Genomic DNA, 20697 nt, shown 5'->3' on the forward strand with positions numbered 1-20697 from the left:
ATTATTTAAATTAAAGTACATTCGTCTGAAGATAAAAATTTCGAACGAATTTCAGTAATTGCCTTATTATGTAACTGTGAAACTCTCGCTTTAGAATATCCTAATCCATCCGCTATTTCTTGAAAGGACTCATCAAGCAAATAATGCTGAATAACTATTTGCTTCAATATTACATCAAGAGAGTCTATTGTTCGATATATCGATATTGCTAAGGGAGTGTCAATCTTATTTTTACTCAGAGCGTGAGTATCATTTAATAATATAAAATTCTCAAACTCATTCGATAAAAAATAAGTAATCCCCAAATCCACTGTAATATTAATAATCGTTTCAATATCTAATTTGATCATTGATGTTGATATTGCGTTATTATGTTGATTCTCAAGTTTTCTTTTCCAGTGATAATAGTTTGAGTATTCGGAAAAGGTATATGCTGAATTTAAAATTGAGCCTTTTATTCTTAAAGAAGCATAAATATCAAAGCTTGATCTTTTATCTAAATTAAAGTTTTTAATACTCTCAATGAGTCCGATAAAACCATACTGAATACAGTCATCAAGTGATATTCCTGACATAAAAACTTTTTTGAAATAGATGTTTGCTATTTTATATACAAGATAGCTGTATATATTAATGAGCTTTTGAAAACAATCATTACAAGCATTCTGCTTATAATTCTGCCAAAGACTATCAATACTTTCTAGGTCTTCAGTTGGCATAAAAAATGACTAAAGCCGCTAAAAAAAACTTCCGACAAGAGCATAAGTAATTAAAGACCAACCATCAATTAACACAAAAATTAATAGTTTGATTGGCAAAGATATCATCATTGGAGGTAACATAATCATACCAACAGACATTAATGTACTTGAAATTAATAGGTCGATAAGTAAAAAAGGAAGAAATATAATAAAACCTATTTGAAAAGCTGTTTGTAGTTCACTTAGTAAAAAAGCAGGTATTAATGAGATGAGCTCAACTTTCTCTGTAGAATTTGGTATTTCTTTTCCTGATAAGTCAAGAATCATGGTAAGATCTTGCTCTCTAGTATGTTTGAGAAGAAAGCGTTTTATAGGTTGAGATGCTAATTGAGCAGCTTGAACCGTAGTAATTTCTCCGTTATTAAAAGGTTGTAGTGCTTGATTATCAATCTCTTGCCAAACAGGTTGCATGGTATAAAAAGTCAAAAATAATGCTAGTGCTATTAAAACATTATTAGGTGGCGTTTGTTGTAGACCTAAGGCATGCCGAAGCATTGATAAGACAATGATGATTCTTGTGAAGGAAGTTAGCATCATCAACAAAGCAGGTGCTAAGCTTAAAATAGTTAGCAATAAAAGTACTTGAAGTGGAGAAGAAAGATCATTACCCACATTATCAAAAACAATAGATAAACCAGAAATATTAACTAGTTCTGAGCAGTTAGCTGTAGGAACAACTAATAAAAAGATTAAAAAAATATAAATCTTTTTATTCATGATATATTGTCACTTGTAGATTGAGGTGATGCTAGTGGCACTATTTGATTGTGATTATTATTATGAGAAACAATAAAATGCTGGTTTTCAACTTTTATAATCGTTACAGTATTTTTTGAATCAAGTTTTTTTTGCCCTATGATTTTAAAATCAAAATTCTGTTGAATATTTTTATTAAAAGTTATATTAGTTCTGAAATAAACAGCAATACATGTTAATATTAATATGACTCCAATAGTTACACTATAAGATGTGAATTTATAATTTGGAACTACGGATTCATTTTTAAAAACAAGATTGTCATTACTTAGTTGTTTATTATCTGCATAAGAAAAAGATGCGATAGATAAAAAGTATATAAATATTATAATATATAATTTACTCATATATTATTCTCAAGTATATGAGTAATGCGAATACCGTAGTTATTATTGACAACGACAAGTTCACCCGTTGCTATAGTCTGTCCATTTACCTTAAGTTCTAAAGGTTGATCTATTAATGTATCAAGTGTAACAACATCATTTTTTTTCAAATTGAAGAAATCAGATACTGATATTTCAGTTGAACCTAGTTCAGCTTCAATTGAAACATTAAGATTCTCGATAATAGATGGTTGAATTTTATTGAAAAGAGTTTCTTTTGATGGAGGAATATTGCTATCAGTATAATTAACTTCAGTTAAATCAATAGACTCATGTTTCATAATTTAATGCCTTAAAACTTTACTGCTTTATCAGTAATGTAGACTGCTTTGTTTTGATTATCGCAACAAGGTTTACAATAGAAAATTTCTTTACTATCAGTTGACTTAAGGAAAAGAGTATTTTGTGAGCTACTGTTTAGAGATATCACATCACCTATACGTAGGCTATTTAATTCTCGTATTGTTAAAGAAATTGGCTCACATGTTGCCTTTAGTGATATCATTTTATCTGATATTGTATTGAGTCTATTTGAAAGTTTTATTCCATTATTTGTAACTTCAGGTATCTGTAAAATAGGTTTTATAGATAATGAAGGAAGTAATATAGAAAAATAATTACTGTTTGAAATGAAAAGCTTAATAATTATCCATCCACTACCAAATTTGAGTATTGATGATTGATCTGCCTTAACATTATGGATTAGCTTAACTTCTAAAGTGTTAAGTAAATCTAATATACACTCATTAAGAATAGATTGGCAAATGGGGTGTGTTAATTGTTCATCAGAAAAATTTTTATCAAAAAGAGTTGAGTACAAAACTTTTTTCCAATTTGAAAAACCATAAAAAGGAATGTTTAATTCATTTTGTATCTCATTTTTTGTATCAAAAGATAAGCTTTCTGTTGGTATATCTATTGCTAAAGAAGTATCACAAGTAAGAAACCACTTTTTAACCCACCTTGAATAGAGAGCATTATAATGACTTACCAAAGAAAATATGTGCTCTTTGCTATAGAGAGTTAGAGGATAAATCAAGGTTATTTTCCTCGAGCACTATTATAAAGTTCTTCAATCATTTTATTTGTTACACTCAGTACTTGCGAGCTAGCTTGGTAACCACGTTGTACTATAATGATTTCTGAAAATTCATGTGACATGTTGACATTTGACTTTTCTATAGATCCACCCTTTATCGTTCCAAACATATTTTGGCCCCCATGACCATATACGATTTCAGAACTTTCTTGGTAGATAAACATGCTATTACCAACAGATGTTAAGTATTGTTCATTGGGTAAATTAGCTAGTAGTACATGTAAAGTATCTTGTTTGTCACTATTCGTATACTCAATAGACAATTTACCGGTATGATCAAAAGATAGATTTTTAATTTGGCCTGCGGTTCTTCCATCTTCAGCATTGAAGGCTACAGTTGAATTTGCTGAAGAATAACCTGTTAAGTTAGAAAAATTACCAGATTTTCCTATATTTAGCTTAATTGATTGGTTATCATCGATTTTGACAGATAAGTCAGAGCTATCTTCATGAGGTGAACCATTGCCATTAAACTTTATAGTATGAGTTGCAAGAGTTTCAGTATCTGATTTCTTTACTTCTACACTCCATTCATTTCCAGCTTTTTTGGTAAAGTTAAAATAAAGTGTATGTTTTTCACCTAGTTTATTGAAATAAACAGCTTCTAGTTTATCTTCACCTTCGGCAGGAACTTTTGTGCCTGTAGCTGCACCTGCATTTAAGTTACCTTTGAGTTGAATGCTCGTTGTAGACTGTGGTGAGCTGATATTATAGTCGATTAGATTAAAGTTTTGAATACTTCCATTAAGTACTCCTAATACTTTATAGCCTGTTGACTTATCGACCAGTTGCCATTGATCAAACTCAAACTGACCTGCTCTAGTATAGTATTGATGTTCACCATCTGTAAGAACGAACCAGCCTTTACCATCAATCGCTAGATGAGTATTTTGACCAGTACGACTTATATCACCTTGAGTGAGCTTTAATGTTTCTCCTGTATAATGGACACCACCACCATTGTTTTGGTCTGATAACATATCCCGAAAGTGAACAGAGGTACCTTTAAAACCTGGTGTGTTTATATTCGCTACATTATGACTGAGGTTGTTTAATGAGCGAGAAAAGCTTTGTAATCCAGAAAAGCTTTTATAAAGAATACTTAAAGTTGACATTGGACGATTATCATCGGACGATTGAAATCATTGAGGGTTTGATATCTGGTACAAGTTCACCATCTTCCTTCTTTATTGTTAGTAATGGTGTATTTTGTACAAAGCGCAAAGTTGTCACTTCGCCTACATGTTTTTGATCGTCGAATACAGCCTCGACGGTTTTCCCTATTAAACCAATAGATTGAGAGTTTGCTGTAAGTTGGGCTAGTTCAGTAAGTGTATCTCGTGATGATCGTTCAAGCTCAAGTTGGGAAAACTGAGCCATTTGAGCCATAAACTCTCGATTATCGACAGGGTTTAATGGATCTTGATAATTTAGTTGAGTAATAAAGACATTAAGGAACTCTTCAACACTGATTGTATTATTCTGTACAGCCTGGTTGGTTGAGTTAATTTGTCCTACTGCATCAATAGCCATAATATGAATACTGCCAGTATTAGCTTTATATATTGCGTTATAGAGATAGAGTCATGTTGATGCCATTGATCATAACAGCATCAATTTTTATATTAAACTCACTACACAAAGATCTAATCTTTGAAAGTAGTTTCTTTTTGTCTAATGATTCATGGGATACATAGTTTCTTATATACAGCTTTAACTTACCGTCACTGCTATATAAAAGCTTTGCATTTTCAACAGGTAAAAGCCTTGACATTGTTTCAGATAACTTAGTTATAGCTTTTGATTTGTTCTTTGAAACAAGCACATCGGAATCATTTGTTATCAGTGAACCTGATGCAACTTTACTATCTATCGTTATATTTTGTAGCCTACTATTATACCAATCTATATGACTATTAGATAGTGAAAGATGTATCTGAGCTTTCTTTGTAGCTACTTTGCTGTTTAAATTGTCAATAGCCTCTTTACTCAATGTTTCAGCATTGTTATGAACAAAGTTTTTAACCTTGTTAGCATGGCTGTTTTTTGCAGAATAGTTGTTTTGAGGATTTGCAGAAGTTTCATTAACAAAATTTAAAGTTTCTTCCCACTGTTGAAGTACTTTTTGCTTTTTATTCGTTTCCTGAGAGTTTGAATCACATATCTTAATTGGGTTGATATTGCTTGGTAAGATGGTTTTCAAGGTTATGCCTTTACATTGCCCTTTGTGGATAACTTTTTGAATATATACCCTTCGCCAATCAATTTTGTACCCCAAGGATATAAGGTGGTTGCTGCTAGTCTTCTAGATCAACGAAGTGGTTGAGAATACAGTTCATGCAAAAGTTTCAAACCGTCCACACAGTCACTGAGTAGTATAAGTTCTTTCAATTCATCACGTGATATCATTTTTAATAGTCATTTACATTGGCGATAGAAGGATTGTGTAATGTACAGTTCCAGGTTTTCTTCTGTATCTTTAAAATCAAGAAAAGCCCTAGCATCATTCATATAATTTGATAGCTTTTCATTTAGCTTTGTCTTGATATGTAATTCTTTACTTAATATTTGTTGATTAGACATGTAGTCTTTATTGATTTCATCGTTGATAGATAGAAGCTGCTTTTGATCATTAGAAAGTTTATGATGATAATCAAGTAATCTTTCATGCTTATCTGCTTGATAATATTCGGGGTTTGTTAATATATTATCTAGCATGTTTTCCAGTGATGTAATTTGATCTAGATTATATTTAAGTTGAATATTATTAGATTTTAGCAGTGTTGAAAGGTTTTCAAGTACCTTTGTATAACCCTGAATACGTTCTGAGCATTTTAAAAGTAAGTACTTTATAAATACTAATTTCTTTTTAGATGTCAGCTTCATTTATAGTGGTAGTCGTATTATAACCAATGACTAATAGTTTTAAGTACATTTGAACTTTGGGCATATTTATCTGCGTATAAAACGGGTTCTAGCTTTTTATATAACGATATAATTTGATCATGTTCAATATTCTTGCCTTTTTCATAAGCACCAAGTTCGATCATTTCCCGTATTTGGCTATATTCTGCCAAGTATTTTCTAAGACGGTTGATAAGTTTCTGGTCGTAATCAGAAGTTAATCTACTATATAGTCGACTGACACTTTGTAAAAGGTTAATTGAGGGATAGAGGTTTCTATTTGCAATTTCTCTTGAAAGTACGATGTGACCATCTAGTATTGAACGAACATGATCTGCAACAGGTTCATTATGATCATCACCTTCAACAAGTACACTAAATATACTTGTAATGGAGCCCTGGTTTTTAAAGTTACCTGCTCGCTCAGCTAATTTTGCAATAGTAGCAAAAGATGAAGGTGTATAGCCTCTAGAGGTTGGCGGTTCACCCACTATAAGTCCTAACTCTCTTTGAGCCATGGCTAGTCGAGTGATAGAGTCCATTGCAAGTAGGACATCTTTGCCTTTAGCACAAAAATATTCTGCTATAGACATTGCAGCATTTGCTGCCATAATTTTCATTATAGGTGGTTCATCTGCAGTGGCTACAACAATAATTGCACGCTTACGTTGTTCTTCTGTTAGGGTGTGATAGATAAATTCATTGACTTCACGGCCACGCTCACCAATTAAGGCTATCACAATAATATCGGCAAGTTGAGTTTGTGTGATTTTACCAAGTAAAGTACTTTTTCCAACGCCACTACCCGCAAATAAACCGATACGCTGTCCTTTACCAAGTGGTAAAAAAATATCAATTAAGGGAATCCCTGTTTCAAGTCTTTCATTAATCAGCTTTCTGTTTAAAGGGTTCTGAGAAGAGCCTTCAAGACTTATGTTACTTCCTACCTCAACTTTAGTTGATTCATCAAGCGGTTCTCCAGCGCCATTTATAGTACAGCCAATTAATGCATCACTGACTACGATTGACGGAAACTTTCCTTGAGCAGTAACGCGGCTACCCAATCGGATACCCATTGTTTGCCCGAATGGCATTAATGTAAGCTTACCATTATTAAAACCAATGACCTGAGCAGAAATAGGTTGTTGATTATGGCTCGTAATAGTACATAACTCGCCCATAGCAGCGTCAGGACCATCACTTTCAATAGCATAGCCACGCGCTTGAGAAACAAGGCCAATGGGGGTTATTGTTGAAGCTCTTGCTATTGCCGATTCAAATTGTTCTACCAGATTACTTAGCATTTCTACTTGTCATTGAATAAAAAAGAAATACTTTCGAGTAAGTTAGACAATTGATTGTCTAGTTGAGCATCCCAGCCCTGATATCGACTCTTTAAAATACAGCCTCCTGTTTTTAATGAGTCATCAGTTGCAAACGACAACTTAATTGGTTTAACTTTAGCCTGTATTTCAGAAGAATAGTGTTTAACTCTGTTGTAATCATACTTATGCAGATAAACAACAAGCTCATGTTGACTGTCAACAGTTTGTATAGCTTCAGTTATTAATGAAATAATTGTTTCTGATTCACTATAAGCTTTACCTAAAATTTTGACTAGTGAACTTTGAAGTATAGTGAACAGAGCGTATTTATGAGTCTCGATGTCTTTAAGCACCTTATCTTTGAATAAAATACAGCATTCACTTAAAGTATCATTAAGATCAGAGAACTCTTGCTTGGATTTTTCCAAACCTTCATTGAAGCCCGTTTTGTATCCTTCTTGCTTGGCACTCTGGTATTGGCTTTCAGTTGACTCTGATAACTCTTTTTGTAGTTCATCAAGCTTGCTGTATAGCATTGAGTTTTCATTTTTTAGTTGATCTACAAGCTTATGAAGTTCACTTATTTTTTTATTGTGCTCTACTAAAGATATTTGCTTGTTGTCAACTAATTCATATTTATGAGTATCTAACTTATTTATAGCTTCATCGCGAATTATTTGAGTCATGAAGATACCTCGGGTTTTACTAAAGTATCTTCAATAATCTTGTTGAGTATTGCTTGTGTATGTTCTGTCATTTTTACAGAACAATCAGCATGACCATTTTTATATACTTTATTAATCGTGTAGTTATATAAAAATGGTGGTAAGCCTTCATATATTTCAGTTTTAATATTATCAGAGTAATTATCATTCAAGTGAATAGTGCTATCATTCAGAGTATGTGTAGCTTGACTTATCAGTTCATTGGTTTCATTAAATGAAAGTTTTGAAAATTGTGATTTTTTAATAACCTTAAGAGTAGACTTAATTTGAGTGCGTTGCTTTTTATTAAGTCTACGTAATATCCAGTAGCGATCAAGCCAACTTAATTGTGATAATTTTAGAGCAACAATCTTTTCAGAAGGTAGTTCAGTGCTCATTTGAATCAACCCTTAGCCAATCTTTTACATCAAGAAGTAATTGTTGTCTTTCATCTTTTGATAACCGCTTTGATGAGCTTCTTCTAATACTGAGCAGAACAATAAATAATAAAGTAATGCCTATTACTGAGAAAATAAGAGATACTGATGTTTTCTTTTCAATAGCTTTATTTATGATGGTTTGTACAAATGTTGTTTCTGAATTAACTTCATCAGCATTAACCAGGGCATTTTCCTGTGCTATATTACTTTTGGATTCTGATAGATGTACTGCAGGAATAACACTGACTGAAATGCTATCACCTCGATTTGGCTGTAAACCTACTGATTTTGCAATGAGATCTGTAAGTTTGTTTTGTGCGGTAGTATCTAAATTTGAAGAAAGTAGTACCGCGACAGTAATAGAGTTAATAGTACCTGCTGGTTGTTTTTTTGTTCTTGTTTCTTTTGAGAAAACAAACTCTCTTATTATATGTTCATCTGTTAGCCTTTCGGTTAACGTCATATCACTTTGTTTATCATTTGAAACATGATATTTTTTGTCTTCTATGGCTTGCTTAATAATGGCTTTGCCATTTTCACTGACTGGAATAGATCGTTCTTGATGAATTGACTCACTGACTTGATTTAATTCAATATCTATATTAACAGTGTACTGATCAGTGTCGACGACTCTATTTAATAAACGTTCAACTTTCTTTTGATAAAATAACTCTAAATCCCGCTTTTGATTGATTGAACTGAAAGCAGAATATTTATTGACGTCAGTTGATAGCTGTTGTCCTTTTTGATCTATGACCATTACTTGATTAGTTATTAAACCTGGAACAGCAGAAGCCACAAGAGTACGTAACCCCTCTATTTGCTGTGCATTTAGTTTTTTTCCTGGGTGCAAAGCTAATGTGACTGATGCTTTTGCTTTAGAAGCGTTGGTTCTAAATGCACTGGTTTCTGGTAATACTATATGTACTCTTGAAAATTTTACTTCCGCAAGGGTGTTAATCGTTCGAACAAGTTCGCCTTGTAGAGCGCGTTGATAGTTAATTTTTTGTGCAAATTTAGAAATGCCGTAGTCTGCTTGATCAAAAAGCTCAAATCCTGGTAGTTGATTTTGTTCTAATCCACTATTAGCAATGGCTAACCGAGCTTTATGTAGCTGGCTAGGGTCAACATATAAATTGCTTTGATCATCAATGGTATAATCAATATTTGATCTATTCAGTTCTTTAACAATTAGACCTTGTTCTTGCTGAGATAAATTACTAAAGAGTAGCGTGTAATTATTTGAAAATAAGAAAAAAATAGATATAGCTGTAAGTAAAAGAACAGCTACTAAAATTATAATAAATGATGCTCGATGTTTTTGGCTGATGCTATGCCAGATATTCATAAAATTGTTCATTAATTTAAACTTGTAAACGCATTATTTCTTGCAACCCTTCAATACACTTGTTTCTGACTTGAATAGCCAAGTTCAGATTACGAGTTGCTTTATCCAGCTGTTGCATAACTTGATGTAGATTGTCGATATCACCTGATGCCATATTAAGCGCACTTGACTCAGCAGTCTTGTATTGCTGATCTAATGCATTAATTTGTTCCATAATAGTATCAAAGCCACTGACTGTTTTAGCTTGATGACGTTGACTATGATGAAGGCTGTTAATAGCCTCTATTGCTTCAATATCCACAGGCTACCTTTCTAGTACAAGTTGTGCCATTTTTTTACTGGCATTAAAAACACTTAAGTTTGCTTCATAAGCACGTGTTGCCATCATCATTTTCATCATTTGATCAGCCATATTAATATTTGGCCGCTCTATAAAACCATCCCTATTTGCTAAGGGGTGGTTTGGATCAAATGTTCTTATAGGTTGTGCTTTTATTTCTTTTATTTGCGCTGGGCCTATATTCAATGGTTGTGATGGATTGCTCACTACTAGCTCTAAAGCTCTATAGCTTTCTCCTGGTTTGGCGACAGTATTTGCATGAGCAATGTTTTGTGCAATAAGATTTAATTGCTGTTTTTGTAGTGACATACCTACTTCGCTTAAGGAGAAGCTATCCATTATGATTTACCTTCCTTTATTGCCAGCGTTAGCATATTGTTTAGTTTACTTTTGGCTGAAAGAATGGCTTGATAGTGAATAACATTTTTAGACAGTTTCGCAAGTTCTTTTTCAAGCTCTATTTTGTTCGCAGTAGCGTCTGTTTGTATATTTTGTTCCGGAACCCAGTTTTTAATAGTATTTATCGTACTTGCTGATGATTGCGTATTCTCTAAGCTATCAATAAGCGCAGTAAACTTATTATTGGTCTTAATAGTTTGTGTTTTATAACCTTGGGTATCAATATTAGCAATATTGTTTGCAATTAGCTTGTGCTCGAACAGTGTTCCTTCTAAAAACTTATTAAGAAGGCCTACAGTCGTTGTTTCTAGTAAGAAACTCATAAAATATTTGCTCCGCTATTTTATGACAAGTTCGGCATGTAAAGCACCAGAAGACTTAATTGCTTGCAAGATAGATATTAAGTCCCGTGTACTAACACGTATTTTACGTAATGCTGAAACTAAATTGCCAACCGTTGTACCTGATGGCATTGAAATAGCTGTGACAACATCTTCTCTAACTTCAATTTGAGTATCAGGCACAACGGTAGTATTTATACCAGAAGATGAATTGATGTTAGCTTGAATATTTATATTAGGTTGTGACGTTATATAATCGGTAGTAATTGAAAGCTCAATGTTACCATGAGATACAGTAACACTATCAATTACAACATTACTTCCAGATACCACTGTACCTGTTCGCTCATTAACGATAATTTTTGCAACATTATCGGGAATAATTGTAAGGTGTTCTATTGTAGCGATTAGATCAACATAATCATACTGGTTATTCTGACTAATAATAATTTTACCTGGACTGATCGCTCTAACCTGAACCCCCTTTAGTTGTTTTCTTAGTTTTTGTTTTATGCGAGCAGCAGTTGTAAAGTCTGGCTCTTTGAGTAAAAGAGTAATTTCTCCATTATGATTGACAATGTTGTTTGCTACCGCTTTTTCAACGGTAAGTCCATCAGGAATGCTTGCTACCGTTGGGTGATTTTTTTGAATGACATTGCCGTATAGATCATATTTAAAACCACCTACTGAAACAGGGCCTTGGGCTAAACCATAAATTTTACTATCAGCCCCTCTTAAAGGTGCAAGTAATAAAGTTCCACCAACCAGACTTCTTGCATCTCCTATTGAAGATATGTTGACATCTAATTTATCACCTTTATTCGCAAAGGCTGGAAGCTTGGTGGTTACCATAACGGCGGCAACATTACGGCTACTTATGTCGGAATCACTAACACGTATGCCAAAGCGAAGTAAGGCATTTGCAATAGAATGGACAGTGGCTTGACTGCGTCTACTATCACCAGTACCTGCTAGCCCAACTACAATGCCATAGCCAGTTAAAGCATTTTCACGAATACCTTCAATTCTAACAAGATTTTTAAGTTGAATAGGGGTAGCATGTGCTGTTAATGCAAGTAGCATTGTAAGGACGATTACAAACTGCTTCATTTAAAAGCCTAACCATGAAAAAAATCGAGTGAAAAAGCCGGGCTCATCGTTATCGAAGCCAGTGTATTCAATATCAGCCTGGCTAATTCGAGTAGATAAGATATTATTATTTTGGTCTATGTGTTCAGGTCTAACCCAACCTTTAACAGATATAAACTGTTCTTCGCCATCGATCAAAATTTTTTGTTTACCTTCCAGTCTTAATCTACCTAGTCTATCTTTTTCGATAATATCTACTGTTATTTGTGCTTGAAGCTTACCGTAACGAGTTGAAGTATCTGTACCGTCATACCCGAAATTTAGTCCTAGATTAGCTTTTTCATCTCGTGTTGAAGTGGAAAACTTGCCACCTACATTTAAGCGTTGATCATTATTGCTTTGATTGTTAGTTGCCGCTGAAGATTTTTCAACAATTAAAACCGTTACACTATCACCTACTTTTTTGGCAATAGGGTCTTCGATTAACGACTGATATGTTTCTTCAGAATAAAGAGACGTGGCAGTCGCTTGTCCATAAACAATACAACTCGTTAATAGTATAAGTGTAAGCTTTCTCATTTTTAGTTTGTTACATGAATCATGTTAGTGTTGGCTACTATACCATAAAAAAACTCACCTGAACTCAATGATTGTAATTTAATTCTTTGATTAATATTACCATCTTGAAGCGCTTTGACCTGAGTTCTGATGGTTATACCGTTATGCGTAACTTGCGCTATTATTACTGCATTTTTTTCAACTGTAGGTAACTCCTCAATGTGAGTTGTCAGTAATACAGTTCCTGTAGGTAAGTTACGTTTATATCGGTGTTTAAGCTTTTGCGGATTTTTTACCAACTTTGTAATAGGGTATTTCGCTATGTCAATGCGTTGAGAAGTAACTTGGGAGTGATGGAAGTGACTATTTGCTTGTTGTGATTGAGATAAAACCCAAGCATGTTGTTTTAAAGTTACATCAAACCAGATAGGAACGGATTTTATACTTGTATTGGTTTTAATAGTTACCCATACACAAGTACGCTTTAGGAATTGGCTGGCACTATTTCTTTTAAAGCTTAAATGATAGTGCTGTGCATTTATATATACCTCAGGTATATCACTAACTGGTTTGATGATGACTTCTTCAGCAAGTGGAGATAGCTGAAGCTTCAGAAAGTGCTTAGTTTGGGTTAGGAGTTTTTTTATAGGCACAATATAGCCTTTACGAGTAACTTTTACTGAGTCAAAGCCTCGAATATAAAACTCATTTAACACTAAAGCTAAGTTACGCTCTAATAGATTTTTAGTCAGTACTTTGTCATCAGCAGGCTCTAACCCTAAGATAATTTTCTGATTTAAAGCTTTGGCTATCTTTTTTGGTGATTCTGTAGTGGATGTAAGTTTAACTATTTCACCGAGAGTTGGATTTGTATTTTGTACAGTAACTGCAGGAGGTAACTCAAATATTGTACCTCCTAATGCTTCTCTAGCAAGAATAGGTCGTATCAGTAGAATAATAATAACTACAGATAGTAGCTTATTCTTTGTCATACTCTAGGATCTTAAACTATTGGTAATTCGCATAATATCGTCAGCGGCACGAATAATTTGCGCTTTAACCTCATAACCGCGTTGTGCCAGGGTAAGCTGCATTAGTTCTTCTGTGAGATCTACATTTGATGACTCTAAAAACCCTTGTTGGATTTTTCCTGCGCCACTTTCTCCCGCAGTAAGATAAAAGGGTGTTCCTGACTGTTCATTTGCAAGGTATATACTGTTTCCAACAGCATCTAATGCTTCTGGATTGGCAAACTTAACTACTTGTATGGAGCCTAGAGGGATACTTTCATATCCAACTTGCGCACTTACTTCGCCTGCTTCATTAATAGTAAGACTTTTGGCATCCGTTGGCACTTGAATTCTGTCTGCAAGTAAATTACCTTGTTGACTGATTAAGAAGCCGTCTTGATCTAATCTTAATGAACCATTTCGAGTATACGCTAACTCACCACTCGTTAATTCCACCTCCAAAAAACCGTCTCCTGCAATCGCAACATCAAGATCACGATTTGTTGGTTTTAGGTCTCCACTATCAAACTGTACTGATGCTTGGTTGAAGGTTACACCTGCGCCTTGACGTATTGGTTGGTGGGTGTATTGATCAACTTGTTGAAGTTGCATCACTTCATTAAATGTCAAACGTCCTTTTTTGTATGCCGTTGTATTTAAGTTAGCTAAGTTATTTGCAATAACATCCAGCGCTTTTTGCTCTGCGTGCATACCACTGGCAGCAATATGTATTGCGTCAATCATTACCTTACACCTAATAAAAAACTTATATTAAAAGTCGCCCAAATCAGAAATTGTTTTTTCGAGTAAGCTGTTGTAACCGTTGGCCACCTGAAAAATAGATTCATAATGTCTATTTAAATTTATAAGGTTAACCATTTCATCCATTGCTACTGCATTAGACGACTCTAAATGTTGTTGGATAATATCTTTATCTTGTTGCTGTACTGGAGTCGTATTTTCATTACGAAATAAGCCATTACCAAGATAATGATCTCCAGTCAATTTTGCATTAACTACTTGGATTGAATCTTTAACTACATTATCTTGAATGATGTTGCCATGTTGATCAACACTGAAATTTTTAGGCTCTAGTATAATATCACCACTTTGTCCCTGAAGACGTTCACCTGAAGATAATGTTAAATATCCTTCTTTACTGACTTCTAACTCACCTCGACGGGTTAAGTAAGTTTGGCCATTTTGCTTTACAATGAAGAACCCACTTCCTTTTAATGCAATGTCTTTATAACGGTTAGTACGGTGAAGACTTCCTGTTGATAAGTCCATTGAAGATGCATTTGTTGATGTAAGGCCTTTGTTGACATTTACCCACCGTTTATAGGCATTGGTATTCGTATTAGCCAGGTTATGAGTAATATTGTTTAGTGATTGTAGATCCTGACTGGCTGAAATATTGAGGACACTCATCAAATCTGACATGTTTAAACCTTTTACAAAACTATGCTCATTCAAAGCACTGCATGAAAATAAATATAATCAAATCACTTACGATGACTCTTGAATACTCACGGTTGAAAAAGATGTGATTGCAATGACAGAAGGTATTTCTTGTATAGAGAGTATCGTTAAATGTTTTAGTGTTCTCTCAGTGAGTAGTTTTAAATGTGGCCTTAATACGGCAGAACATAACAGTACGGGTTTTAAATTATTCATCGCCATTTGTTCTGCAGTATTTGCAATTGCTATAACGAGTCTTTCAGTTAACAGTGGATCAAGATGAATATTTGTTGTCTGCTCAGTGTTGGGTTGAAGTTGTGAAACAAGCTGTTGCTCTAGCTTCGGTGATAGTGACATCACATGTAGGGTATTATTATCATCAAGAAAAGACTCACAAATGTTTCTCCCCATATTTTGTCTGATAGACTCACTTAGAAATACGGGATCTTTTGTTACTTTACCATGATCTGCTAACGCTTCTAAAATAAGCTCCATATTTCTTATGCTTACACTTTCTTTAACAAGACGCTGTAATACTTTCTGAACATCTGTGAGGGAAAGCATGTTAGGAATGACTTCTTCATAGAGAGAGGTATGAAGCTGTTTTATGGGCATTAATAGCTTCTCAACCTCACTTCGAGTCAGTAATTCATCTGCATGTCTTCTTATAACCTCACAAAAGTGCGTAAATATAACTGTTGTTGAGTCAACAACAGTACACATTTGCTGTTTAGCAATACTTGTTTGATCATGAGTTATCCACACCGCAGGAAGTTGATAAGAAGGGTCTTTATCTTTTATGCCTTCTAATGCTATATCTGATTGTGTAGAAATAGCTAAATATCTATCTAAGTAACAGTTATTACTATCAACCCTTGATCCATGAATTCTAATTTCGTAGTGATTCTCTGTGAGCTTGCTGTCTGCAATCATTTTCACTTTCGGAATCACAAGGCCACTTTCCATGGCATATTGCTTTCTGAACGATTTGATTTTTTCTGATAACAGGCTGTTTTCTGTACTAAAACGATCAGCAAGATGCTTTCCCAAAGAGAGTTCAATAGGGCTTATAGCGAGTTGGTTATATAAAGTGTCGCCTTCACTTTGCTGATTATCTTGTTGAGCTATATTTTCTTCTGCTTCATTTTGGCGATGCGCATTAAGCGCTTTATAAATTAATAAGCAGACCACAATCAGCACAGCAAATACAGGCAACCAAGGAATTCCTTTGGTGAACATAATGCAAAATAGTGCTAATGCAACCAGAATTAAACTTTTTGGATAACGTGTGACTTGTCGGCTAACTTCCTGGCCAAGAAAAGAATCACTTGCTGCGCGTGTAACAATAATCCCTGTTCCTGTGGAAAGGATTAAAGCAGGTATTTGTGTTACAAGCCCATCACCTACCGTCATTAATGTATAGGTATGTAATGCTGCAGACCAGGATAAACCATTTTGGCCAATACCTACGGATAATCCGCCAATAATGTCAATCAAAACGATGATAATCCCTGCAATAGCGTCTCCTTTTACGAACTTACTGGCACCATCCATTGCACCATAAAAGTTTGCTTCTCTTTCTAAGTCAGAGCGCTTTTTTCTCGCTTCTTGCTCACTAATAATGCCCATGTTCAGTTCAGCATCAATACTCATTTGCTTCCCTGGTAAACTGTCAAGTGTAAAACGAGCAGCAACTTCTGCAACACGTTGAGCACCATTAGTGACTACGACATATTGCACAACAATCAGAATAAAAAATATGACTAAACCAATAATATAGTTACCACCAACGACATATTCTCCTATTGCATTAATGACTTGTCCGGCATCTCCATCACTTAAAATGAGGCGGGTTGCTGATATATTTAATGCTAATCGAAATAGTGTTGCTATTAGCAGTAGTGATGGAAAGGTTGAAAAGTCTACTGGCCGATCAATATAAAAAGTAACTAATAGGATAAGGAGTGCAAAGCTGAAATTAGTAATAAGTAGTATATCAAGAACAACAGCTGGAACTGGAGTAAAAAGCACAAGAAGGATGCCAACAACAGCAACCACAAGCAGTAGTTCACTTTGTGAACCTAACAAATCTTTAATTGTTATTGACTTCATTCGTTATATTCAGCCTTGGCAAGGGAACTTCTTTGCTGATAAATTTTGTGGAGTATAATTGCAATATCTAAAAATGTTGACTCTGGGATTGTACTATTAATGACGGCTTTTTTGTATAAAGTGCGAGCAAGGGAAGGTTTTTCAATAATTGGAACATTAGCCTTTGCTGCTTCGTAGCGAATTTGTTTTGCAAGATGATCTGCTCCCATTGCGACCACTTTAGGGGCGTCCATTTTATTACGTTGGTAGCTGATTGCAACTGCAATATGGGTTGGATTTGTAATCACTACATCGCTGCTTTTGACGTTATTTAAGCCATCAGTTTGTTGGCGAAGTTTGTTTTGGATTTCTTTACGCTTTTGCTTGATTAAAGGGTCACCTTCGCGTCGTTTATATTCATCCTTAACTTCTTGTTTCGTCATTTTAAGTTGTTTGATGTATTGTTTTCGAGTGAACAGGTAGTCAAGCAAAGATAATGCTAAAAGCAAGGATATAACAGTGATACATACCTTGGATAATATCTGCAGTACTGAAATCATTCCTTGAAATAACTCTTGATGATGTAACCTAATGACAGTGCTTACAATGTCTTCGCTGTATAAATAAAGAACGATAATGAGAATGACTATCTTTATGACTGACTTTAACAGATCAAATAAACTCTTAATTGAAAATAGCTTTTTGAAACCTTTTATAGGATTTATTTTTTGTATATCCCACTTAAGTGGCTCAGAAGAAAAGACTATGCCTGTTTGTAATACATTGCCAAGTATACCTGATATTACTGCAATGGCACTTAACGTGAAAAGCATACTACACATTAAAGTGAACGAATCTTTAATTCCATCAAGTACAACTTTTTTATCTGAGGCAAATTCTGCTAGATCAAGAGTATTTTGTGTTAACTTTGCTATTTCTATTATACTTTTAATTCCATAGCTGCTGATTACTAAGACAAATACGGATATAACGACTAAACCTGTTACCTCCATACTTTTTGCTAACTGACCTTTTTTCCTTGCTTCTTGAAGGCGAAACTGGGTAGGTTGTTCTGTTTTTTCAGAAGTGCTGCTAGACATGAAGTTTAACTAAGTAGTGACTGCCAAAAATCAACGAGTGAACCTAAAATATCTATATTTAGATTTGTGAGTGATGGTAGAAGATAGATCAGCAACATTAGTCCTAGTAAGATTTTGATTGGGAGTGTAAGAAAGTATACGTTAAGTTGCGGCATTGTTTTCGATAACAAACTGAATATTATATCCCCAATAAATATAAGTGCAATAATAGGTGCTGCGAGTCTTATACCGAATAAGAATATATTTGGCAGAAATTGAACCGCGTGAGCTACATTTATTTCATAAAACTGAAGTGGATTTAGTTTTTGTAAAGAAAAAGCCAACATATATAACAGGTTATGATGTTGATTTGTAAAAAAGAAGACCGCTAATGCCAGGAGGCGAAGTAATTGAGAAGCAAATCCTGACATTGATTGAGAATGAGGATCAAATGCTGCCATAGCATTAATACCTGTTTGAGTATCAATAACCCGACCTGCCAGGTTAATGGCTCCGAAAACAAAATATATCCCTGTTGCTAACAGTATACCAAGAATCACTTCTTTAATAACAAGAAGCGTTAGAAAAATAATTTCTAAATGGTCCAGTTGAACAGATTGATCAACAAATGGTAATAGAATAAAACCAAGGGTAATCGCCAGAATACCTTTGATTAGCCAAGGTAGCTTTATACCTCCAGCATGAAAAAGTGAAAATAATACAATCCCAATTCTTGTTGTTGTCAGTATTAAGGCATATAGCCAAGTAACATCAAAGTTAATTACCATTTTTTACAGAATCGTATTTCTAGCCTATGTAACTTGGTATTTCACTAAATAGGGCTGTTGCATAACTTGATATAGTTGTTAATATCCATGGGCCAAAAATAAAAAGAACACCTAAGATTGCAAGCATTTTAGGCACAAATGTCAGTGTCATTTCCTGAATTTGGGTAATTACTTGAAAAATACTTATTATTAAGCCAACCACTAAGCTGGTTATCAGAACGGGTGCAGCTACTTTTGCGGTGTTCCATAGCATGCTATCCAATAACGAGTTTGCTATATCAAGATTCATGGACTTAAAATTATCTATACTGGGTTTGTATTAGTGCAATACCTAACACAATGAGTTTAGGTGGTTTACATCTTTTTAAAAAAAGGAGTATTTTGTTTAGTGCTTTTGTTGGCGGTTTATATTTTTTTTCAGAACAGAACCAACCGTAACTTGCTCAGTAATAGAAATATTCATTAACTGGTCGAGCGTGTCTTTTGCTTCTTCAGGATTTAAGCGCGCCAAAATTAAGTATTTTGCATAAAGGCCTGCGAGTGAGTCTGCATTCAGTAACAGCGCTTTTCGATAGTAAGTTTTAGCTTCATCAAAACGATTTTGAAAACAAAGTACGATAGCCATCATACCTTGGGACTCAGAAAAAGCGGGCGAGATAGCCAATCCTTCATGTGCTGCTTGCTCTGCTTCATCAATTTGGTTATTGATGATTAAGCACCATGTAAGCGTATTCCAACTTCCAGGGTGATTAGGCATATACTGAGTTGTATTGCGGAGCGCTGTTATTGCTTGATTAAGGTCATTTTGTTGCATACAAATAAGCCCAGTACCAAGCCATGCCCTTCCACTTTTTGGTTTGAGTTTTAGTACTTGGTTAAACGTTGCTTGGGCATCTAATAGTTTATCAGCTGATAAAAGCTGGAACCCTTTTACAATATTCGCTTCAAGCTGCTTAGGGTTAATCGTAAGGGCTGTGTCAGCAAGTGAATAGGCGGTTTCAAAGTCTTCAATATCCCAATATAGAAGTGCTAAGTAACCCACGCATTCTGCATTTGTGTTGTCCTCTGCAAGCACAGAGATTGCCTTTTGTACTTCACCTTGATTATGTAATGCTCTGGCAAATAATAAACGCGTATGCGTGCTCATTTGTTCTACAGGCATTACTTGCAGTGTAATAAGCGCATTGTCACCTTGGTTAAGGCGAATATAAGCTAAAGCAAGCAAATAAATAACAGCTTCTTCATGGACATCTTGGTGTTGTTGCAGTAGAGCCACAACCTGTTCATCATGACCTTGATAGGAGGCGAGTGCTGCCTTTGCAATTATTAAGTGGATGTCTTCACTTTCAGTGATAGTGCTTATAATTTCTTGTGCTTTCTGAGGGGTATTTGCTTCAAGGTAAAGCTCCACTAACTTCCGCATAATAAGCGTATTATTTGGATCATAAGATAAGTATCCAATGTATTGCTTAATGGCATCTTGAAGAGAGTTGGTCATGATTGATTACTGCTCATGGAGCTAAGTGTTATAAGAGAATTAGTAAACAGTTTATGTTTGTTTACTCACTCTTTTTAAATAGAGGTTGTCAATATAGCCTAAATGTATTGTGTGCAGTTTTTATCATAAGAATGGTGATATTTCAAACAAAAGTTCCATAGAAGATATTAATTAGAAGGGGGGAGTAGATATAAATAACTGCTTGCTTCTGTCTGTGGTAGCTTATAGGTAGCTAGTATTAAACAGTGGGCTAAGTGAAGATATATGGTACCTTTGCGCTTGCAGTTACTGATACCATAAGAACTGGCTGTGCAATGGGG

General features: G+C 34.6%; 26 protein-coding genes. All 26 read right to left on the minus strand.

What is annotated here, in order from left to right; translation table 11 throughout:
• Positions 1–5 precede the first annotated feature (5 nt).
• The 26 genes from ACQ96U_RS17365 to ACQ96U_RS17490 all read right to left on the minus strand — a co-directional run bounded on the left by ACQ96U_RS17365 (position 6) and on the right by ACQ96U_RS17490 (position 20377).
• Entirely contained in the window at positions 6–719 is a 714-nt protein-coding gene (locus ACQ96U_RS17365) for a sigma-70 family RNA polymerase sigma factor (RefSeq protein ID WP_431722528.1), read from the minus strand.
• A gap of 18 nt (positions 720–737) precedes the next feature.
• Positions 738–1478: a flagellar type III secretion system pore protein FliP gene (fliP, locus tag ACQ96U_RS17370; RefSeq protein WP_431722529.1), complete on the minus strand. Its 741-nt coding sequence runs from the start codon at positions 1476–1478 to the stop codon at positions 738–740.
• The gene (locus tag ACQ96U_RS17375) at positions 1475–1864 is read right to left on the minus strand and encodes a hypothetical protein (protein WP_431722530.1); all 390 of its coding nucleotides are present in this window, start codon (positions 1862–1864) and stop codon (positions 1475–1477) included. The genes fliP and ACQ96U_RS17375 overlap by 4 nt, the downstream gene beginning before the upstream one ends.
• Positions 1861–2184: a FliM/FliN family flagellar motor switch protein gene (locus tag ACQ96U_RS17380; RefSeq protein ID WP_431722531.1), complete on the minus strand. Its 324-nt coding sequence runs from the start codon at positions 2182–2184 to the stop codon at positions 1861–1863. Before ACQ96U_RS17380 ends, ACQ96U_RS17375 begins: the two co-directional genes overlap by 4 nt.
• Before the next feature lie 11 nt (positions 2185–2195).
• Positions 2196–2942 (minus strand): FliM/FliN family flagellar motor switch protein, encoded by a 747-nt coding sequence (locus ACQ96U_RS17385; RefSeq protein WP_431722532.1) that lies wholly within the window; start codon positions 2940–2942, stop codon positions 2196–2198.
• Between the two features lie 2 nt (positions 2943–2944).
• The gene (gene flgF / locus ACQ96U_RS17390) at positions 2945–4117 is read right to left on the minus strand and encodes a flagellar basal-body rod protein FlgF (RefSeq protein ID WP_431722533.1); all 1173 of its coding nucleotides are present in this window, start codon (positions 4115–4117) and stop codon (positions 2945–2947) included.
• A gap of 10 nt (positions 4118–4127) precedes the next feature.
• Positions 4128–4535: a flagellar hook assembly protein FlgD gene (locus ACQ96U_RS17395; protein WP_431722534.1), complete on the minus strand. Its 408-nt coding sequence runs from the start codon at positions 4533–4535 to the stop codon at positions 4128–4130.
• A 37-nt stretch (positions 4536–4572) separates the two neighbouring features.
• Entirely contained in the window at positions 4573–5205 is a 633-nt protein-coding gene (locus ACQ96U_RS17400; RefSeq protein WP_431722535.1) for a hypothetical protein, read from the minus strand.
• A gap of 215 nt (positions 5206–5420) precedes the next feature.
• Complete coding sequence (locus tag ACQ96U_RS17405) at positions 5421–5888, minus strand: hypothetical protein (protein WP_431722536.1); 468 nt, start codon at positions 5886–5888, stop codon at positions 5421–5423.
• Between the two features lie 17 nt (positions 5889–5905).
• Positions 5906–7210, minus strand: a complete 1305-nt coding sequence (locus tag ACQ96U_RS17410; RefSeq protein ID WP_431722537.1) for a FliI/YscN family ATPase — start codon at positions 7208–7210, stop codon at positions 5906–5908.
• Between the two features lie 2 nt (positions 7211–7212).
• On the minus strand, positions 7213–7917 hold the full coding sequence (locus ACQ96U_RS17415; RefSeq protein ID WP_431722538.1) for a FliH/SctL family protein: 705 nt from the start codon (positions 7915–7917) through the stop codon (positions 7213–7215).
• A complete protein-coding gene (locus tag ACQ96U_RS17420) occupies positions 7914–8333 on the minus strand; it encodes a hypothetical protein (protein ID WP_431722539.1) in 420 nt (139 codons plus the stop codon). Before ACQ96U_RS17420 ends, ACQ96U_RS17415 begins: the two co-directional genes overlap by 4 nt.
• A complete protein-coding gene (fliF, locus tag ACQ96U_RS17425) occupies positions 8323–9723 on the minus strand; it encodes a flagellar basal-body MS-ring/collar protein FliF (RefSeq protein WP_431722540.1) in 1401 nt (466 codons plus the stop codon). Before fliF ends, ACQ96U_RS17420 begins: the two co-directional genes overlap by 11 nt.
• A 16-nt stretch (positions 9724–9739) precedes the next feature.
• Positions 9740–10024, minus strand: coding sequence for a flagellar hook-basal body complex protein FliE (locus ACQ96U_RS17430; RefSeq protein ID WP_431722541.1), 285 nt, complete (start codon positions 10022–10024; stop codon positions 9740–9742).
• Positions 10025–10027: 3 nt separating this feature from the next.
• Positions 10028–10402, minus strand: coding sequence for a flagellar basal body rod protein FlgC (locus tag ACQ96U_RS17435; protein WP_431722542.1), 375 nt, complete (start codon positions 10400–10402; stop codon positions 10028–10030).
• Entirely contained in the window at positions 10402–10785 is a 384-nt protein-coding gene (locus ACQ96U_RS17440) for a flagellar basal body rod protein FlgB (RefSeq protein WP_431722543.1), read from the minus strand. Before ACQ96U_RS17440 ends, ACQ96U_RS17435 begins: the two co-directional genes overlap by 1 nt.
• Positions 10786–10800: 15 nt before the next feature.
• A complete protein-coding gene (locus tag ACQ96U_RS17445) occupies positions 10801–11913 on the minus strand; it encodes a flagellar basal body P-ring protein FlgI (RefSeq protein WP_431722544.1) in 1113 nt (370 codons plus the stop codon).
• On the minus strand, positions 11914–12471 hold the full coding sequence (locus ACQ96U_RS17450; RefSeq protein ID WP_431722545.1) for a flagellar basal body L-ring protein FlgH: 558 nt from the start codon (positions 12469–12471) through the stop codon (positions 11914–11916).
• A 2-nt stretch (positions 12472–12473) separates the two neighbouring features.
• A complete protein-coding gene (gene flgA / locus ACQ96U_RS17455) occupies positions 12474–13442 on the minus strand; it encodes a flagellar basal body P-ring formation chaperone FlgA (protein ID WP_431722546.1) in 969 nt (322 codons plus the stop codon).
• A gap of 3 nt (positions 13443–13445) precedes the next feature.
• A complete protein-coding gene (locus ACQ96U_RS17460; protein ID WP_431722547.1) occupies positions 13446–14204 on the minus strand; it encodes a flagellar hook-basal body protein in 759 nt (252 codons plus the stop codon).
• Positions 14205–14231: 27 nt separating this feature from the next.
• On the minus strand, positions 14232–14903 hold the full coding sequence (locus ACQ96U_RS17465; protein WP_431722548.1) for a flagellar basal body rod C-terminal domain-containing protein: 672 nt from the start codon (positions 14901–14903) through the stop codon (positions 14232–14234).
• 66 nt (positions 14904–14969) lie between these two features.
• Positions 14970–17033 carry a flagellar biosynthesis protein FlhA gene (locus ACQ96U_RS17470; RefSeq protein ID WP_431722549.1) on the minus strand — a complete coding sequence of 688 codons (2064 nt, stop codon included), beginning with the start codon at positions 17031–17033 and terminating at the stop codon, positions 14970–14972.
• On the minus strand, positions 17030–18112 hold the full coding sequence (locus tag ACQ96U_RS17475; RefSeq protein ID WP_431722550.1) for an EscU/YscU/HrcU family type III secretion system export apparatus switch protein: 1083 nt from the start codon (positions 18110–18112) through the stop codon (positions 17030–17032). Before ACQ96U_RS17475 ends, ACQ96U_RS17470 begins: the two co-directional genes overlap by 4 nt.
• 5 nt (positions 18113–18117) lie before the next feature.
• Positions 18118–18879 carry a flagellar biosynthetic protein FliR gene (locus ACQ96U_RS17480; RefSeq protein ID WP_431722551.1) on the minus strand — a complete coding sequence of 254 codons (762 nt, stop codon included), beginning with the start codon at positions 18877–18879 and terminating at the stop codon, positions 18118–18120.
• A 19-nt stretch (positions 18880–18898) separates the two neighbouring features.
• On the minus strand, positions 18899–19168 hold the full coding sequence (gene fliQ, locus ACQ96U_RS17485) for a flagellar biosynthesis protein FliQ (RefSeq protein WP_431722552.1): 270 nt from the start codon (positions 19166–19168) through the stop codon (positions 18899–18901).
• 96 nt (positions 19169–19264) lie between these two features.
• The gene (locus ACQ96U_RS17490) at positions 19265–20377 is read right to left on the minus strand and encodes a tetratricopeptide repeat protein (RefSeq protein WP_431722553.1); all 1113 of its coding nucleotides are present in this window, start codon (positions 20375–20377) and stop codon (positions 19265–19267) included.
• Positions 20378–20697 lie beyond the last annotated feature (320 nt).

Source organism: Zooshikella sp. RANM57 (genome assembly GCF_050749885.1).
Taxonomy (GTDB): Bacteria; Pseudomonadota; Gammaproteobacteria; order Pseudomonadales; family Zooshikellaceae; genus Zooshikella.

What these genes read in the sequence shown, in the direction of transcription:
- ACQ96U_RS17365 (WP_431722528.1), bottom strand. Translation starts at nt 719, where the DNA reads ATGCCAACTGAAGACCTAGAAAGTATTGATAGTCTTTGGCAGAATTAT.
- fliP (WP_431722529.1), bottom strand. Translation starts at nt 1,478, where the DNA reads ATGAATAAAAAGATTTATATTTTTTTAATCTTTTTATTAGTTGTTCCT.
- ACQ96U_RS17375 (WP_431722530.1), bottom strand. Translation starts at nt 1,864, where the DNA reads ATGAGTAAATTATATATTATAATATTTATATACTTTTTATCTATCGCA.
- ACQ96U_RS17380 (WP_431722531.1), bottom strand. Translation starts at nt 2,184, where the DNA reads ATGAAACATGAGTCTATTGATTTAACTGAAGTTAATTATACTGATAGC.
- flgF (WP_431722533.1), bottom strand. Translation starts at nt 4,117, where the DNA reads ATGTCAACTTTAAGTATTCTTTATAAAAGCTTTTCTGGATTACAAAGC.
- ACQ96U_RS17395 (WP_431722534.1), bottom strand. Translation starts at nt 4,535, where the DNA reads ATGGCTATTGATGCAGTAGGACAAATTAACTCAACCAACCAGGCTGTA.
- ACQ96U_RS17405 (WP_431722536.1), bottom strand. Translation starts at nt 5,888, where the DNA reads ATGAAGCTGACATCTAAAAAGAAATTAGTATTTATAAAGTACTTACTT.
- ACQ96U_RS17410 (WP_431722537.1), bottom strand. Translation starts at nt 7,210, where the DNA reads ATGCTAAGTAATCTGGTAGAACAATTTGAATCGGCAATAGCAAGAGCT.
- ACQ96U_RS17415 (WP_431722538.1), bottom strand. Translation starts at nt 7,917, where the DNA reads ATGACTCAAATAATTCGCGATGAAGCTATAAATAAGTTAGATACTCAT.
- ACQ96U_RS17420 (WP_431722539.1), bottom strand. Translation starts at nt 8,333, where the DNA reads ATGAGCACTGAACTACCTTCTGAAAAGATTGTTGCTCTAAAATTATCA.
- fliF (WP_431722540.1), bottom strand. Translation starts at nt 9,723, where the DNA reads ATGAATATCTGGCATAGCATCAGCCAAAAACATCGAGCATCATTTATT.
- ACQ96U_RS17435 (WP_431722542.1), bottom strand. Translation starts at nt 10,402, where the DNA reads ATGGATAGCTTCTCCTTAAGCGAAGTAGGTATGTCACTACAAAAACAG.
- ACQ96U_RS17440 (WP_431722543.1), bottom strand. Translation starts at nt 10,785, where the DNA reads ATGAGTTTCTTACTAGAAACAACGACTGTAGGCCTTCTTAATAAGTTT.
- ACQ96U_RS17445 (WP_431722544.1), bottom strand. Translation starts at nt 11,913, where the DNA reads ATGAAGCAGTTTGTAATCGTCCTTACAATGCTACTTGCATTAACAGCA.
- ACQ96U_RS17450 (WP_431722545.1), bottom strand. Translation starts at nt 12,471, where the DNA reads ATGAGAAAGCTTACACTTATACTATTAACGAGTTGTATTGTTTATGGA.
- flgA (WP_431722546.1), bottom strand. Translation starts at nt 13,442, where the DNA reads ATGACAAAGAATAAGCTACTATCTGTAGTTATTATTATTCTACTGATA.
- ACQ96U_RS17460 (WP_431722547.1), bottom strand. Translation starts at nt 14,204, where the DNA reads ATGATTGACGCAATACATATTGCTGCCAGTGGTATGCACGCAGAGCAA.
- ACQ96U_RS17465 (WP_431722548.1), bottom strand. Translation starts at nt 14,903, where the DNA reads ATGTCAGATTTGATGAGTGTCCTCAATATTTCAGCCAGTCAGGATCTA.
- ACQ96U_RS17470 (WP_431722549.1), bottom strand. Translation starts at nt 17,033, where the DNA reads ATGAAGTCAATAACAATTAAAGATTTGTTAGGTTCACAAAGTGAACTA.
- ACQ96U_RS17475 (WP_431722550.1), bottom strand. Translation starts at nt 18,112, where the DNA reads ATGTCTAGCAGCACTTCTGAAAAAACAGAACAACCTACCCAGTTTCGC.
- ACQ96U_RS17480 (WP_431722551.1), bottom strand. Translation starts at nt 18,879, where the DNA reads ATGGTAATTAACTTTGATGTTACTTGGCTATATGCCTTAATACTGACA.
- fliQ (WP_431722552.1), bottom strand. Translation starts at nt 19,168, where the DNA reads ATGAATCTTGATATAGCAAACTCGTTATTGGATAGCATGCTATGGAAC.
- ACQ96U_RS17490 (WP_431722553.1), bottom strand. Translation starts at nt 20,377, where the DNA reads ATGACCAACTCTCTTCAAGATGCCATTAAGCAATACATTGGATACTTA.